This window comes from Brevundimonas diminuta (assembly GCF_050310045.1).
Classification (GTDB): Bacteria; Pseudomonadota; Alphaproteobacteria; order Caulobacterales; family Caulobacteraceae; genus Brevundimonas; species Brevundimonas diminuta_F.
This window is the reverse complement of record NZ_CP190005.1, coordinates 1,693,646-1,706,862: the sequence shown is the minus strand read 5'-3', so window position 1 is coordinate 1,706,862 and position 13,217 is coordinate 1,693,646. Positions and strand designations below refer to the sequence as shown.

Here is a 13,217-nt window from a genome sequence, read left to right as displayed (position 1 = left end):
GCCGCTGGACCATGTGATTCCCATCGGCGACGGACGGGGGCTTAAGGCGCCTGTCCGTCGCCATCCTGGAGTTTCATCATGTCGTCCCGGAAAATCCATATCCTTCACTTCGGCAGCGCCCGGCGCACCACCCGGGCCTGCCTTTGCGGCCCGTATCCCGAGGTCAACAGTGTGCGGCGCTACATGCTGGACCTGGCGCCGTGACGACCGCCGTCGCTCATCCGGACGACGCCCTGGCGTCCTGCCGGCTACGGCCGGGGGTACATGGCGTCGTCATTCGTCGCGATCTCGTCCTGCTCGATACGCGGAGCGACAGCTATCTGTGTCTGCCGGACATCGGTCCGGCCACGCTGGAGAACGGCGTCTTGCGTAGTCTGCGCGATGTGGCCGCGGCGCTCCAAAGGGACGGCCTAGCAGGCGACGATGCAGGCGGGACGCCCGATCGCGTCCGTCCTCTGCCGACGCTTCCGTCGCGCGCCTGCCGCATCCGGCATCCGCAGCCGATAGCCGTTCGTGAGGCGCTGTCGTTCACGGCCCTGTGGTGCGCCCTGGCGGGCCGGAGACCCGAGATCGGCGATCTGGCGAGGCGGCTGGCGCATCGACCCGCAGAAAGTCCGGATGAAGTCCTTCTGGCCCGGCGCGTCGATACGTTCCGTCGCCTCATGCCCGCCATGCCCTGGACCGGGGCATGTTTGTTCCAGTCCTGGATGCTGCTCGCCTTTCTTAATCGCGGAGGCCTGGACGCCGACTGGGTGTTCGGCGTGCGCACCTGGCCGTTCGCCGCGCACTGCTGGCTGCAGGTCGGCGACCTCTGCCTGACCGACGCGCCCGAGGCCCTGACGGCCTATCACCCCATCCTGGTGATCTGAGATGGCGCCGACCGATTACATCGTCATAACCAGCACGGACCGGCTCACGCTCGCCGGGGCGTCCGCCTGGCTCGCGCCGCGGGCTTTCGCCGCCGGCTGGCGCTGCGCCGTTTCCCATCCCTTCCTGCGCGTCTATGTCGGTTCAAAAAGCCGTCTGGACGTGATCCCGGCCTTCGACGGCCATGGCGTCTTCCTCGGCGAGGCCTTCGATCGCGACAGCTTCCGCCGGCTCCATCCTGAGGAGCTGCAGAGCCTCGCCAGTCGACGCCTAGACGGGGCGTCGGCCCAGGGTCTGATCGAGCGGATATGGGGCCGTTATGTGGTCGTCCGACGCTCCAGAGAGGGCGCCTCGGCGTTGCGCGACCCCTCCGGCGCCCTGGAGTGCGTCGGTTGGACCCGCGGGCCGTTGCAGGTCTTCGCCAGCACCGCCCAGGCGCCGGCCGATCTGCTGTTTCCGGACGAGACGACTGTCCTGATAGACAGGGTCGCGGATATGACGGCGACGCCTGGCGAGTACAGCCATGCGCTAGGCCTCAGCCATCTGCACCCCACGCCGGCTGGCAGCTTGCTGACCCTCGGGGCAGGACGCGCCTCCGTCGTCGAGGTCTGGCGTCCTGCGGACATCTATCGGCTCCGCGCGCGCCGGCCGTCCGACGACGATGTCCGCGATCAGGTCGTTCAGGCTGTCAGGGCGACGGCCGGCGAGCGACGGCTGATCGCCGAACTGTCAGGCGGGCTGGATTCGGCCATTGTGACGGCGGCCCTGACAGACGCCCAGAGGCGCGCTGTCGTCGAATGGGTCAATCACTACACCGCCGAGACTGAAGGGGACGAGCGGCGTTATGCGCGAGCAGTGGCGGGGCGGTTCGGTCTCGAACTGACGGAGGTGCTGCGCGACGGCCTTCCCGTCGATCTGGCGGCCCTGGCCACCACCGCCGCAGCCTTCCGCCCCGCCATCAACGACCTCGATCCCGGATACAACGCTGACATCGAGGCGCGCATCGCCCGCACGGACGCGGATGGGGTTCTGACGGGGCAGGGCGGAGACGGCGTCTTCTTCCAGATGGCCACGCCCCTGATCGGCCTGGACGAGATCGGGGAACGCGGATGGAGGACGCGACCCTCGGTCCTGTTCAGGATCGCGCGCTGGACCCGGCAGTCCGCCTGGCCCTGGACCTGGACGAAAGCGCTTGTCCGGCACAGATGGGATCGAAGGCGCTGGGACCATCCGTGGGTCGCCGACCTTTCCGGCGTTCCGCCCGCCAAGGCCTTCCAGATCAACGCTCTGGCCTATTGCCAGGTGTTCCAGCAGACCGCCCGCCGAAGCCGGCAGGGCGAATGTCTCAACCCTCTCCTGGCCCAGCCGGTGATGGAACTGGGCCTGTCGCTTTCGATCGTCGACCTGACCTGGGGCGGTCGCGATCGGGCGCTGGCCCGGCGCGCCTTCGCCGCCGACCTGCCGCCCTTCCTCATCGAGCGCCGCTCAAAGGGCGACGTCGGCGCCTTCTATGGCCAGGCCATGGCGCGCCGACTCGACGTCCTGAGGCCTTATCTGCTCGACGGAGCCCTGGCGGAGGCGGGGTGTATCGATCGCGACGCCCTTTCCGCCCTCCTGTCGGCGGAACGCCTCCTGTGGCAGGGAGGCCATGGCGAGATTCTTAGCCTGGCCCTTATCGAGGCGTGGCTGCGTCACTGGCGATCCCGGCTGGCGTCGCGGCCGCGTCTTCCCTCAGATATCGGTCAAACCAGCCGATCGCCTGAGCGTACATCTGCCTGATGTTGCCCGGACTGATGAAGCCATGTTCCTCGCCGAAGAAGGTAATCAGCGCGGCGCGCCGGTCCAGCCGGTTCAAGGCGCCAAATAGCAGTTCGCCCTGCGCGACGCCGAAATCCATATCGCCCGACAGGATCAGCACAGGCGCCTCGATCCGGTCCGCCATCACCACGGCGCTGTTGCGCCGATAGCGTTCCGGGTCCTGCCAATAGCTGGCCCCCATGCCGGCCTGTCCGGTCTCCAGCCAGCGGGCGTTGTCGGTGGCGAAGACCTGCATCTGACCGTCCAGTCGGGCGCGGGCGTTGGTTGTGCCCATGACGCTGAAGCGATCATAGGGACCGTTGAGGGCGACGACCGCGCCGAACCGATCGGACTGAGAGGCCGCCATGGCGACCGCCCAGCCGCCGAAGCTCCACCCCATCAGGCCGACCCGCGCCGGATCAATCGGCGCTTCCGCCGCCGCGGCGTCGACGACAGACAGGATCCGCCCCGCCAGGCCCTCCGCCGGGTCGGGGCGCGCCTCGAGATCCGGATAGAGGACGGCGTAGCCGGCCGCAATCAGCGGGTGACCGGTCCACATGGCGCTGCGGGCGCCCGGGCGCATCTCTTCGGGCGGGGCCGTGCGTACCTTGCCGGGATAGGGGATCGCCACCACGGGGAAAGGGCCTTCACCTTCAGGCAGGTATAGCCAGCCCGAACCGAAGTCTCCCTGGATCCGGTGTGGGGCAGGAAAGGCGAGGTCCGCCAGTCTCGAGTTCAAGGTCAGGAGATCGACTGGATCGCGGGACGACGGCGTGTGCGACAGAAGGCGGCCGATGCCGTCCGGGCTGTCGCCGAGAGTCAGCACCTCGCCGTCTTCGCCGACGGCCAATACGGGTTCAGGCGGAGCCTCCCCGCAGCGCCGTTCCGACGCCCGCAGCCAACAGACCCGGTCGCCGATTTGCACGAGGATCGTTTCGGTCTTCATCGGCCCGAACAGGGCGCGTACGGCGGGCGACGTCGAGGCGGCGGTCGTCCGCGGCGCTTCGCCGAGCCTCTCGAGCGCGCCGCCGGGCCTGAGGAGGAAGAGGTCGGGCCCGTCGCTGATCACCAGACCGTCGCCAAGCCATGCGCGTAGCGCGCCGGGTTGACTCAGCGCCGCGGTCAGGTTGACGGGCCCGGCGTCCCCCAGCAGCCACCAATCGGACCGGTCGGCGTCTGCCCTGCGCCCGAAGATGACCGGGTGATCGCCCAACCAGCCGGCGCGGGGAATGTAGCCGATCCCGTCGACCAGAGGGACGCTCGGCGTGATGTCCGCCGTCTCCACCCTTCGGACCTGGCCGTTCGGCGCAATCCGCAGGAAGCCTGGCGTCTCGCCGCGCGCATAGACCAGAAGGTCATCCCCGGTCGGCGACCAGGTCAGCAGCGTCGGCGCGATGTCGTAGACCGCAGGGCGGCGCTCGCCGCTCTGGAGATCGACGAGCACGAGGGTGCGCCGGCGGCGCGGTTCCTCCACCAGACCCGTTGACGGCGGCCGCTCCGCAGGACCATCGAGAACGACCGCCGCCGTCCGGCCGTCGGCGGACAACTCCAGGTCGATCAGATCGCCTTCGGCCAAGGCGGTCGACTTTCCACTCGCGGCGTCGACCGACCACAGGGTGATCGCGGGCGGCCGGGGGCTGGTCGAGGAGTCCGGGCCAGCCTCGTTGATGACGAAACTGGCCTCGCCAAGGGCCATGGCCGCCCAATGCCGACGAAGGCCCGCCTGCACTCGCTGATCCCCGGCGAGCCGCTGGGGCAGGCCGCCATCCGAGACGCCCAGAACGATCAGGGTGTCGTTCGACGTCCACTCCAGCGCGCGCCCCCATTCGGCCGGTCGCGGCGACACTTCGGTCCAGACTACGTCGCCTGTTTCGATCGTGATGACACCTAGCCGCCAGAGGCCGCCCTGCAGCCGGTAGACAGCCAGTCTCCGTCCGTCCGGAGAGAAGCCGCCCACGGTCAGGCCAGCGTCGGGCCCGGTTGGAAGCAGCGGCGTCAGGGGCGCGGACTGCGAAACCTCGCCAATGTAGAGATCGGCGTAGCGCAGCACGCCCTCGAAACCGAAGTCGTAGCGGGGCAGGCTGGCCAGAGGCCGCTGCCGTTCCACGACCATGCGGCGCCCGTCCGCATCCAGGTGAATGGCGCCGAACGCTTCGAGATCGAGCAGGGCGTCCAGCGTGACCGGTCCGGCGGCGGAGAGGGGCGCCGCCGCCAGGCCCAGGGCCGAAAGGGCCCCGACGAACTGAGCCATGGCGTCACCAGCGCCGGGTCAGTTGAAGCGAGACTTGGCGGCCCAGGACATTCGTGTTGGCGGCGTCGAAGCCGATGCCGCGCGAGGCGTCGTAGAATGGCGGTTCTTCGTTGAAGAGATTGAGAACGTTCAGCACCAGTGACAGATCGCGGTCGCTGCGGCGCCCGGAGGAGAAGTCGAGACGCGCCTGGCCGTCAAAGGTCAGCCAGTCCCCCACGGCCTTGCCCGAGATCGGGTCCCGGCTGCCGCCTACGTGGTTGGCGTGCAGCCCCAGGCTGATCCTGTCCCCGCTCCACTGCGCTCCGGCCCGACCGCGCCACGACGTCGGGAAGTGCGGGGTGTCCACGAGCGCTTCGCTGGCCGAGGTCGGGGTGACGCGCCGGTCATAGCGATCCAGGTATGTGGCCGAGCCCGAGAGATCGAGCGCACCGCTGGCCAGGTTGAAGCGGTAAGCGGCCGAGAGATCGACGCCCTCGACCACCAGCGAGGCGGCGTTGACGTAGCGGGCGTCGATGACCGCCCCATAGCTGGCGGCGGGAAAGATGTCCGGCAGGAGGTTGCCGGGCTCGTCCAGCAGCGACTGGATCAGGGTCAGGTCGGCGGCGTTGGTCGCCGGGGTTACGCGCGTGACGAATGGCGCCAGAGCCGGATCGATCAGGGCGGCGCCGATGTTCTCGCTGGCGGGTTGCGAGATGCGGTTGCTGAAGTCGATGCGGAACCAGTTGGCCTCAAACCGGAGGCCCGGGGTACGAGGCGGCGTCCAGGTGAAGCCGAGCGTCGTCGACCGGGAGGTTTCCGGCGCGAGCGCCGGATTGCCGCCGTACTGGACGATGGCGATCACATCGTTCGTCCCGTCGGAGACCACTGTCGGAGCCAATTGATAGCGGCCGTTCAGCTCGGGCAGGGCCGGGGCCCGAAAGGATTCGCCGTAGCTGGTGCGAAACATCAGACCCTCGACGGGTTCGTAGAGGAGGCCGAACTTGGGATTGGCGGTCGAGCCGACGTCCTCGTAGCGCTCGGCGCGACCAGCCACAGAGAGTTCCAGCCGGCGCGCGCCGAGGCGGGCGTTGTCAGGGCCGATCACGGGAAGGCGCGCCTCGACGAAGGCTGCGGCGATGTCGCGTTCGTAGCGACGCGGCGTCGCCGAGGGCGGAGTTGAGCCATAGAAGAAGTTGACGGTGCTGGGCTGGAACACCTCGCGCCGGCCGTCGACGCCGAAGGCCATCTTCAGCGGGCCGCCCGGCAGGTCGAGGACAACGCCGTCCGCCTTGAGGTTGAACGACGCTACGGTGCTGCGGTTATGGGTCTCGGAATAGCCGCTGCTGATGAATTCCAGGGTCGCCCGACTGTTGGCGGCGGGATCGCCATAGGGGTTGAAAAAGCCGTCGACCGCCGTGCTGAAAGCCGTCGACTGGGCGTCCGGCGCGGTGCCGAGCGCCTCGGACAGGAAAGTCTGGTTTACGCGGTTGGAGCTGCGCAGATCGACCGTCTCGCGCGCGCCGCTGACATAGGCCTCGACATTCCAGTCCCGGATCACTGTGCTGACGCCGAAGGCGCCGCCGAGGCTCCGGGTGCGCCCGTCGTCCAGACCTGGGCCGAGATCGCGGGCGAAGGAATAGGCGATGTCGCTGAAGGACGATCCGTCCGGCGACACGAAATAGGGATTGGCGTCAGTGATGGTCAGCAGTGCGACATCGGCGTAGCTGCGCGTCTCGAACCGACGGTCGCTGAAGCGGAGTTCGCCGTCCAGCTGCAGGTTGGATCCGATCGCCTGCCGACCGGCCGCGAACAGGCTGTGTCGGTCCTGTCGGGGCAGGAACCAGCGTCCTTCGTTCTGGTTGGCCAGGTTGGTCTCGCCGGGGAGAAAATCGGAGGAACTCAGCCCGACGCCCGGCTGTCCGGCTGGAATGGCGAAAGCCGGCTCGATGCCGTTCGGTCCGAAGCGGACGATGTTGCCAGGCACGGAATAGAGTTCACGCCAGTCGGAACCGCCGAAGCGGCGCAGGTCCGCGCTGGCGGTTAGACGACGATCCTCCGCGGCCACCTCGCCGCGGTGATAATACTCATAGGAGAGCACGAAGCCGCCGGATGACCAGTCGCGGCCGAGGGTGTGGGAGAACAGGCGCTCCGCCGCCCCGCCTTCCGTCGCCGCGCCTGCACGCAGACGCGTCTCTTGGCCTTCGAAGCGGTCGCGCAAGACCACGTTCACCACCCCGGCCACCGCGTCGGATCCATAAAGGGCGGAGGCTCCGTCCAGCAGCACGTCGACGCGTTGCACCGCGCTGGCTGGAATGCTGGAGATGTCGGCGAAGTCGCCGGCCACGCCCGTCCCAGACAGGCGGCGGCCATTCACCAGCACAAGGGTGGCGTCCGCCCCTAGCCCGCGCAGGTTCAGACCCGTGGCGTAGGCTATGTTGCTGAAGGATCGGTCTGCGCCGGTTCCAGAGGACCCTTCATGGGCCGCGCCAGCGAAGTTCTGCGGCAGAGCCGCCAGCGCCCCGGCGACCGTTCCCATGCCCCGGCGATCCATGTCGTCGCGGGTCAGCACGGTGACGGGAGAGGGGCTGGAGGCCCCGCGGATATAGCTGCCGGTGACGACGATCGCCTCAAGCTCAGTGATCTGAGCCGCCTCGTCCAAAGGGCCTGCGCTTGCCGCGTCGTGAAGAATGAAGACGTTCGGGCGCGAACGGCGATGGACCAGCCCTGTGTCCCGGAGGAGCGCCGCCAGGGCGCTCTCCGGCCCATAGTCGCCGCTCAGTCCCGGCGAGCGGCGTCCCGCGACGAGCGCCGCGGGATAGAGAATCTGCTGACCGCTCTGGCGGGCGAACTCCCGCAATGCCCGGTCGAGCGGCCCCGCCGGGATTTCGTAATGCCGCGTCGCCTCGACCGACTGAGCCGCCGCGGGCGCGGCGGAGGCGAGCAGCAGAGCCGCCAGTCCTGTTGATCCCAATCCCATCCGCATGATGCTTCCCCCGTCTGATTACCCGCCCAAGTGCGGGACAGGGAAGAGACGCGGGGCTAGGCGGGCGACCCTAAGTCCGAGGACGAATATTTTTCAGGCGCGGGGCGCGGTGAGCACGATGGTCCCGTCGCGTCGCGTGTCGGATGTGACTCCATAAAGATCGACAAGGGCGGTGACGAAGCCGTCCACATCGCCGGCGTCGAACGCGCCGCTGACCGGGATGGCTGCGATGTGAGGGGCGTCCAGCTCGATCTTGCGGGTGCTGTAGCGGTTGACCTCCGCCACGGCGCTCCGGACCGGCATGCCCTCGAACACCAGACGGCCCGTGGTCCAGCTCGTCGCACGTACAGTGTCGACCGTTCTCACGGCGGGAAGGGCCGGCGTGGTGAGCAGCTCCTGACCCGGGGCGAGCACGATATCCGGCCGTTGCGACCGCACGTCACTCACCTGGACGCGGCCCTCGACCAGGACGACGCGGGCGTGGCCGTCCTCCAGCCTGCGTACGTCGAACCGGGTGCCGAGCGCAGTCACCACCGTGTCTCCAGCCGTGACCACGAACGGCCGGCCAGGATCGCCCTGGACGTGGAAATAGGCCTCACCCTTCACCAGGGTTACGGCGCGAAGCGCGTCGTCCAGACGAATTTGGACGCGGGTGTCAGTGTCGAGAGTGAGGCGCGACCCATCGGCTAGCTGGACTGTCCGCTGCTCCCCGACGGCCGTGGCGTAGGTCAGGGGCCGGGTCAGGAACCATGCGCCGGCGAAGACCGCGACCATCAGGACGGCCAGGGCCGCCGTCGCGGCGCCGAGCGGCGGCATGAGCCGGGAGATTTTTGAACGCGCCCGGACCGTCGGCGGGGCGTCGCTCAGCGCCTCGGCGGTGATCCGAGAGATGTCCGGGTCGTCCGCTAGGGTCTTGCTCGCCGCCCAGACGGATTCCACCCGCGCATAAGCCTGCGCATTGGCCGGATCGCGTCGCCATGCGCTGAAGGCCCGGACGTCGTCCGTGGACACCCGCCGTTGGCTCAATCGCGTGAACCAGGCGGCGGCCTCGCGCCGCCGGATGTCTAGGTCGCCGTCGACCGTCATCATGGCCTGCCTAATCGTCAAGTCGCGCCACGCAGTGCTCAAGCGCCTTCGACATCCGCCACTCGACGGTCTTGATGTTGAGCCCGCGCGCTGCGGCGATTTCCGCGTAAGTCATACCGCCAAACCGGCTCAACACGAAGACGTCCCGGTAAAGGGCCGGCATTGAGAGCACGATCTGCTTGAGATGAAGCTCATCGACCTGGGGCGCTGCAATGGGCGCGTCGTCCGCGGGATCGAGGGGAACGGCGTCCTGGCGCCGTCGTCGTCGGCTTTCGTCTCGCACGAGATTCATGGCGATCCGCAACAAGAAGGCCTTCGGGTGGCGGATGTCGCGGCTGCGGTAGGGCGCGACGCGCAGATAGGTGGCCTGCACGACGTCGGCTGCCTGGTCGGCATCGACATGAGCCCGAAGGCGTCGGTCGAGCCAGGACGCATAGCGGCGGTAGAGGCCCTCCAGCCCCTCCGCAGCCTCCTGGTCCAACTCCTTCGTGTTGCTCAACACGCCTCTCCGGTCTGCAGGGCAGACCTGGAATCCTCAGGCGCGATTCCACGCCCCGACATCGCTGACACGCAGGAATGGTCGAGCCGCTGCTGGCGACAGGCGCGCCCAGCGCGCGTCGTTGATTTTGAATTCGCACAGGGGATTCCAAGCCCCTGACGGCGCGAACGCCGACGGCTGAGCATGAATCAAACGGAATCCCGATGCAAGGCGGAGAGAGGGGGAGGGGTCGGGCGTTGGAATCCTCGGCGAAATGAGGCCCGCTACTTCAGCCTGCCGCGCCGCCTTCCGCGCAGGGCGCGCCCTGGCTCCAGAGGCAAGCCTATCTCACGGCACCCGACGCTCAAAGCTACTCCGGCCCAAGCGCCATCTTCAACCGCAGGAAACCCGCAAAAAACCTGCGGGAGAGCCGCAAAAGAACGACGTTGTGTAAATGGGGAGTGCGACTGTAGCCGTAGGTGACTGCAACTCACGGGGGTTCTCATGGACATGCATGTAAATGGAATCGCCTCGCCTACGGCGAAACCCCCGCTCAGCCCTCGCGAGCGGGAGTGTCTTCAATGGGTCTGCTGGGGCAAGAGCTCATCCGATATCGGAACGATCCTGAATCTCTCACCGCGCACCATCGACAGCTACCTCGAGAAAACATGCGCCAAGCTGCGAGTCAGGACCCGGATCGAAGCCGTCGCCCTGGCTGTCAGACTAAATCTCATCGATGTGGAAGTCGTAGATGAGGATTAGGGGCTAGCACACCCCGGCAGGGGCGCTCGGCCGGCGAATCTTGACAGGAAACGTCTTGAAGCGCTGCGCTATCCGGCGCGGCGTCACGCCTGCCTCGGTTCAAGATCCTCCTTAAGGCGCATCATTATGACTGACGAGCAAGGCGCTGTCTTTGCTGAGCGTTTTGTCGTTCGTCCAAAACCTTGCAGGTTCCTCTACACGTCGAGAGGAGTAACTCCCCGTGGAGTTTTGGCGGCGCCTTCCCGCCGCGCTCGGCGCTGGTCGGCATCGTGATGTGGCTGAGGCGCTATGACGTTAGAATCCTGCTCTCTATTCCTGTGTTAGCATCCTCGGTTTATTGTGGGGCCTATTCTTAGAGACTGTACGCGTCACTAGGAGCGCGGGGGGTCTTGCTCATTGGCCCTCATGGTTTTCTCCCACAAAACGAGAAGGGGGGTCGAGAAGACTGCCCCTCCTTCCGATCATTAGGTGCCGGTGCCAAAGCCTTTCGGACCACCCGCGCCAGCGGAGCCCACGCCGCCGGTGGCAGGCGTCGAAGTCCGATCCGCTGGGTTGTTGTTTTCCTGCGAATCTTGGTTCGCAGCGGCCTTGCGAGCGGCGCGACCTTGTTCGATGTCGTCACCTTCTAGGCCGGTCTCGTCGTTGCGTTCAGGGTCGTTCGGTTGGACGTCAGTCATGGCAACTTCTCCCTATTGGCTGAGCTAGACCAATCGTCAGGGAGCGCGAGTGTTCCTACCGCAGCGCTACACAAAGATTTTGGGCGCCGCGCGGGAACCTGCTGCCACCGCGCGCTCACTCTGCGGAGGCTGTCAACCGGCCGAGGATGATGGCGCCAAGAGCTTAGCCCGCACCTTCTCCAAGCGAGATTGAAGCCTTTCGCGCTCCGCTTCATAGCTCGCGTGTTGCTCGTCCCGCCGCGCCCTCAGGGCCTGCAGCTCGTCGTCCAGCCGTCGCGCGGCCTCGTCGTGCGTGGCGTCCAGATCGTCCAACGCGCGTTGGACCTCGTCCACCCGCTTCCGGTCGGCGGCGCTGGGCGGTCTCGCCTTTTTCGCCCCTCCCTTGTTGCGAGCGGCCGCTGGCAGCTTCACTTTGATTTTGCGTGCTACCACTGTGCCCGGCGAGGCCCTTGCGGCGGCGGAGTCAGGGCTGTCGTCGACTTCCTTGGCCAGCGCTGTGGCGAAGAGATCCTGGCTGCTGCCCCAAGCGGCTAGAGCTTTTGGACGGGAGCTGGCCGCCACCGTGAAAACGTGGAAGCCGTCCGACCATTCGAACAGCTTGAGCCGTGGTGCCATCCGCTCCTCCTATCCCCCAAGAGAGAAGGCGAGAGGTGAGGGGGCGTTCCCGCCTACCAAAGCCCCGCCTCACCATGGCGAGGTTTAAGGTCAAGAGCTGCCGTCCCTGAAAACTTGCTTCGGAATGCAGCTGGTCATCAAGGTGCCAAAGGAAACTCGATGTGGAACACGCCGTCTCGGTGGACTTTTGACTGGGGTGTGCCCGGTTTGAGGGTGAGCGGCGACAAAGCCGAGCCAGAGAGCGGCCGTAGTTATCTAGAACGCGGTCTGCAAGAGCGGCGGGCCGCCTGGCATGGAGCGGTGATCGAAAATAGGCGTGTGCAGTATCGGATCTCGCCCCCACAACCTCGTGGCGTGATAGAATTCTGGGATACCGGGCACGTACTTTCACGCCTCAATCCGCGAGTTGACCCTATCGCCGAGTCTGGAGCCCAGAGAGCAACCATAAGCGCTGTAGGTCGGCTTCAAGTGAACTGGCGCAATGCGCAATCCAAGGCGCTATTCCGAGTCGCAGGCCAATGGTGCCTGCATGGTTAGGGATGATCGAACCAGAACCGCAGGGTAAGGGAGCCGCAGCCTTAGGTGGACGCAGGTTGCGCTCGTTTCCCGGCAACTTCCGGACATGTCAGCTCCTGCTCGGCCACAGGAAGCTGGAGAGCACCGTCAGGTAACCCGGCATCGAGGTAGACGACGCCCTGGGAATGTCAGAACAGATAGATCTGTGACTCGCGGTCGGGCCCGAAAGCTGGCCCGGTCATTATCGCCCAAGCGTTGATCTGGTCCTGGCAGGGCCCGAAAGCGGACCCCCCCCGCGAGGATCGGAATATCGCCTGTCGCATAGCTGACCTACGGAAGGTCCGATTTTCGAACAGCAATGCAACCGAAATCCACTGCGTTCCCATTCCACTCTTCTTGGGCGTTCAGACCGGTAGGTTCTGGGCATTGCTCGCTTAGCGACGCCCGAAGGTTGATTGCTGTTGCGCGAGCTCAGACCTACCCGCCATCAACCGTGAGCTTCTGCAAATTTATCAAGTCTCCGCAACGCATCAGCCTGTTGCTGCAGCGTAGCTGCGATCCGCTCAGCCTGCTTTCGGAGTTTGAACGGGGTTGTGCGTGCTTCGCCCAATGCCACGCACCAGCCATCGCATGACGCAACGACACGATACTGTCGTGGGGTGATGGGACGAGTCGAACGATTCTCGATGTAGCCATTCATCATTGCGAGCACTTCCATTTGTCATCGGAACGAACGCCGAAGGCCAAGCCTGCCAACACCATCGTCATTCGCCAGACGCTCGGTGTGGAGGCTCTTGTGGGCATGGGGCTTATGGATTGCTTCAGAAGGCTGGATCGGCTCATGGCGAGCTCCTTTCGCAGCCATGAAAGCGTGGCCAGCCCTAAGCGGGCGATAGGGTTCTTGGGGTTGGGCATAAGGTGCGCCTAAGCTCGCCTTTATGCAGGCCTTATACTTAGCCGCGCTTTCCGCATGGCCCGCTTAGGTCCTTAGGGCGTCTCTTCCGGCTCTCACTCGAGCTGGAGGTGTCGGCATGGCCGATGTGATCTTTCTGGCGATTGGCGGCGGGGCTTTTCTGGCCTTCGCCGCCCTCGCTGTTTCGTTGAAGAGGTTGTGACGATGTTGCTGAACGTCCTGTGGGGCGCCGGCGCCCTCGTCATTGCTGGCTACATGGTCGCGGCCCTGCTGCGCCCCGAGCGGTTCTGAGC

The 13,217-nt window shown here is 66.3% G+C and carries 10 protein-coding genes; 4 read left to right on the top strand and 6 right to left on the bottom strand.

All coding sequences use genetic code 11. The annotated features are described in order from the left end of the window. The first annotated feature begins 200 nt into the window (after positions 1-200). Entirely contained in the window at positions 201-869 is a 669-nt protein-coding gene (locus ACORJG_RS08165) for a lasso peptide biosynthesis B2 protein (protein WP_427788438.1), read from the top strand. 1 nt (position 870) lies between these two features. Next, positions 871-2,646 (top strand): asparagine synthase-related protein, encoded by a 1,776-nt coding sequence (locus ACORJG_RS08160; RefSeq protein WP_427788436.1) that lies wholly within the window; start codon positions 871-873, stop codon positions 2,644-2,646. On the opposite strand, the gene ACORJG_RS08155 is transcribed toward ACORJG_RS08160, so the two are convergent. The 4 genes from ACORJG_RS08155 to ACORJG_RS08140 form a co-directional block, all read right to left on the bottom strand. Further along, the gene (locus tag ACORJG_RS08155) at positions 2,540-4,915 is read right to left on the bottom strand and encodes an alpha/beta hydrolase family protein (RefSeq protein ID WP_427788434.1); all 2,376 of its coding nucleotides are present in this window, start codon (positions 4,913-4,915) and stop codon (positions 2,540-2,542) included. The two genes, ACORJG_RS08160 and ACORJG_RS08155, sit on opposite strands and share 107 nt — an antisense overlap. Positions 4,916-4,919: 4 nt before the next feature. Then, entirely contained in the window at positions 4,920-7,877 is a 2,958-nt protein-coding gene (locus ACORJG_RS08150) for a TonB-dependent receptor domain-containing protein (RefSeq protein ID WP_427788433.1), read from the bottom strand. Between the two features lie 93 nt (positions 7,878-7,970). Then, entirely contained in the window at positions 7,971-8,966 is a 996-nt protein-coding gene (locus ACORJG_RS08145; protein WP_427788431.1) for a FecR family protein, read from the bottom strand. Between the two features lie 7 nt (positions 8,967-8,973). Further along, positions 8,974-9,465 (bottom strand): RNA polymerase sigma factor, encoded by a 492-nt coding sequence (locus ACORJG_RS08140; protein ID WP_427788429.1) that lies wholly within the window; start codon positions 9,463-9,465, stop codon positions 8,974-8,976. A 480-nt stretch (positions 9,466-9,945) separates the two neighbouring features. Here ACORJG_RS08140 and ACORJG_RS08135 point away from each other — a divergent pair, with 480 nt between their 5' ends. After that, positions 9,946-10,203, top strand: coding sequence for a LuxR C-terminal-related transcriptional regulator (locus tag ACORJG_RS08135; protein WP_427788427.1), 258 nt, complete (start codon positions 9,946-9,948; stop codon positions 10,201-10,203). A gap of 464 nt (positions 10,204-10,667) precedes the next feature. Here ACORJG_RS08135 and ACORJG_RS08130 read toward each other — a convergent pair whose 3' ends face one another. After that, complete coding sequence (locus ACORJG_RS08130; RefSeq protein WP_427788425.1) at positions 10,668-10,880, bottom strand: hypothetical protein; 213 nt, start codon at positions 10,878-10,880, stop codon at positions 10,668-10,670. 132 nt (positions 10,881-11,012) lie between these two features. Next, positions 11,013-11,495, bottom strand: a complete 483-nt coding sequence (locus ACORJG_RS08125; protein WP_427788423.1) for a hypothetical protein — start codon at positions 11,493-11,495, stop codon at positions 11,013-11,015. A 1,633-nt stretch (positions 11,496-13,128) separates the two neighbouring features. Between ACORJG_RS08125 and ACORJG_RS08120 the strand changes: the two genes are divergently transcribed. Further along, positions 13,129-13,215 (top strand): potassium-transporting ATPase subunit F, encoded by an 87-nt coding sequence (locus tag ACORJG_RS08120; protein ID WP_327020087.1) that lies wholly within the window; start codon positions 13,129-13,131, stop codon positions 13,213-13,215. The last annotated feature ends 2 nt before the right edge of the window (positions 13,216-13,217 follow it).

What these genes read in the sequence shown, in the direction of transcription:
- ACORJG_RS08160 (WP_427788436.1), top strand. Translation starts at nt 871, where the DNA reads ATGGCGCCGACCGATTACATCGTCATAACCAGCACGGACCGGCTCACG.
- ACORJG_RS08155 (WP_427788434.1), bottom strand. Translation starts at nt 4,915, where the DNA reads ATGGCTCAGTTCGTCGGGGCCCTTTCGGCCCTGGGCCTGGCGGCGGCG.
- ACORJG_RS08150 (WP_427788433.1), bottom strand. Translation starts at nt 7,877, where the DNA reads ATGCGGATGGGATTGGGATCAACAGGACTGGCGGCTCTGCTGCTCGCC.
- ACORJG_RS08145 (WP_427788431.1), bottom strand. Translation starts at nt 8,966, where the DNA reads ATGATGACGGTCGACGGCGACCTAGACATCCGGCGGCGCGAGGCCGCC.
- ACORJG_RS08135 (WP_427788427.1), top strand. Translation starts at nt 9,946, where the DNA reads ATGGACATGCATGTAAATGGAATCGCCTCGCCTACGGCGAAACCCCCG.
- ACORJG_RS08130 (WP_427788425.1), bottom strand. Translation starts at nt 10,880, where the DNA reads ATGACTGACGTCCAACCGAACGACCCTGAACGCAACGACGAGACCGGC.
- ACORJG_RS08125 (WP_427788423.1), bottom strand. Translation starts at nt 11,495, where the DNA reads ATGGCACCACGGCTCAAGCTGTTCGAATGGTCGGACGGCTTCCACGTT.
- ACORJG_RS08120 (WP_327020087.1), top strand. Translation starts at nt 13,129, where the DNA reads ATGTTGCTGAACGTCCTGTGGGGCGCCGGCGCCCTCGTCATTGCTGGC.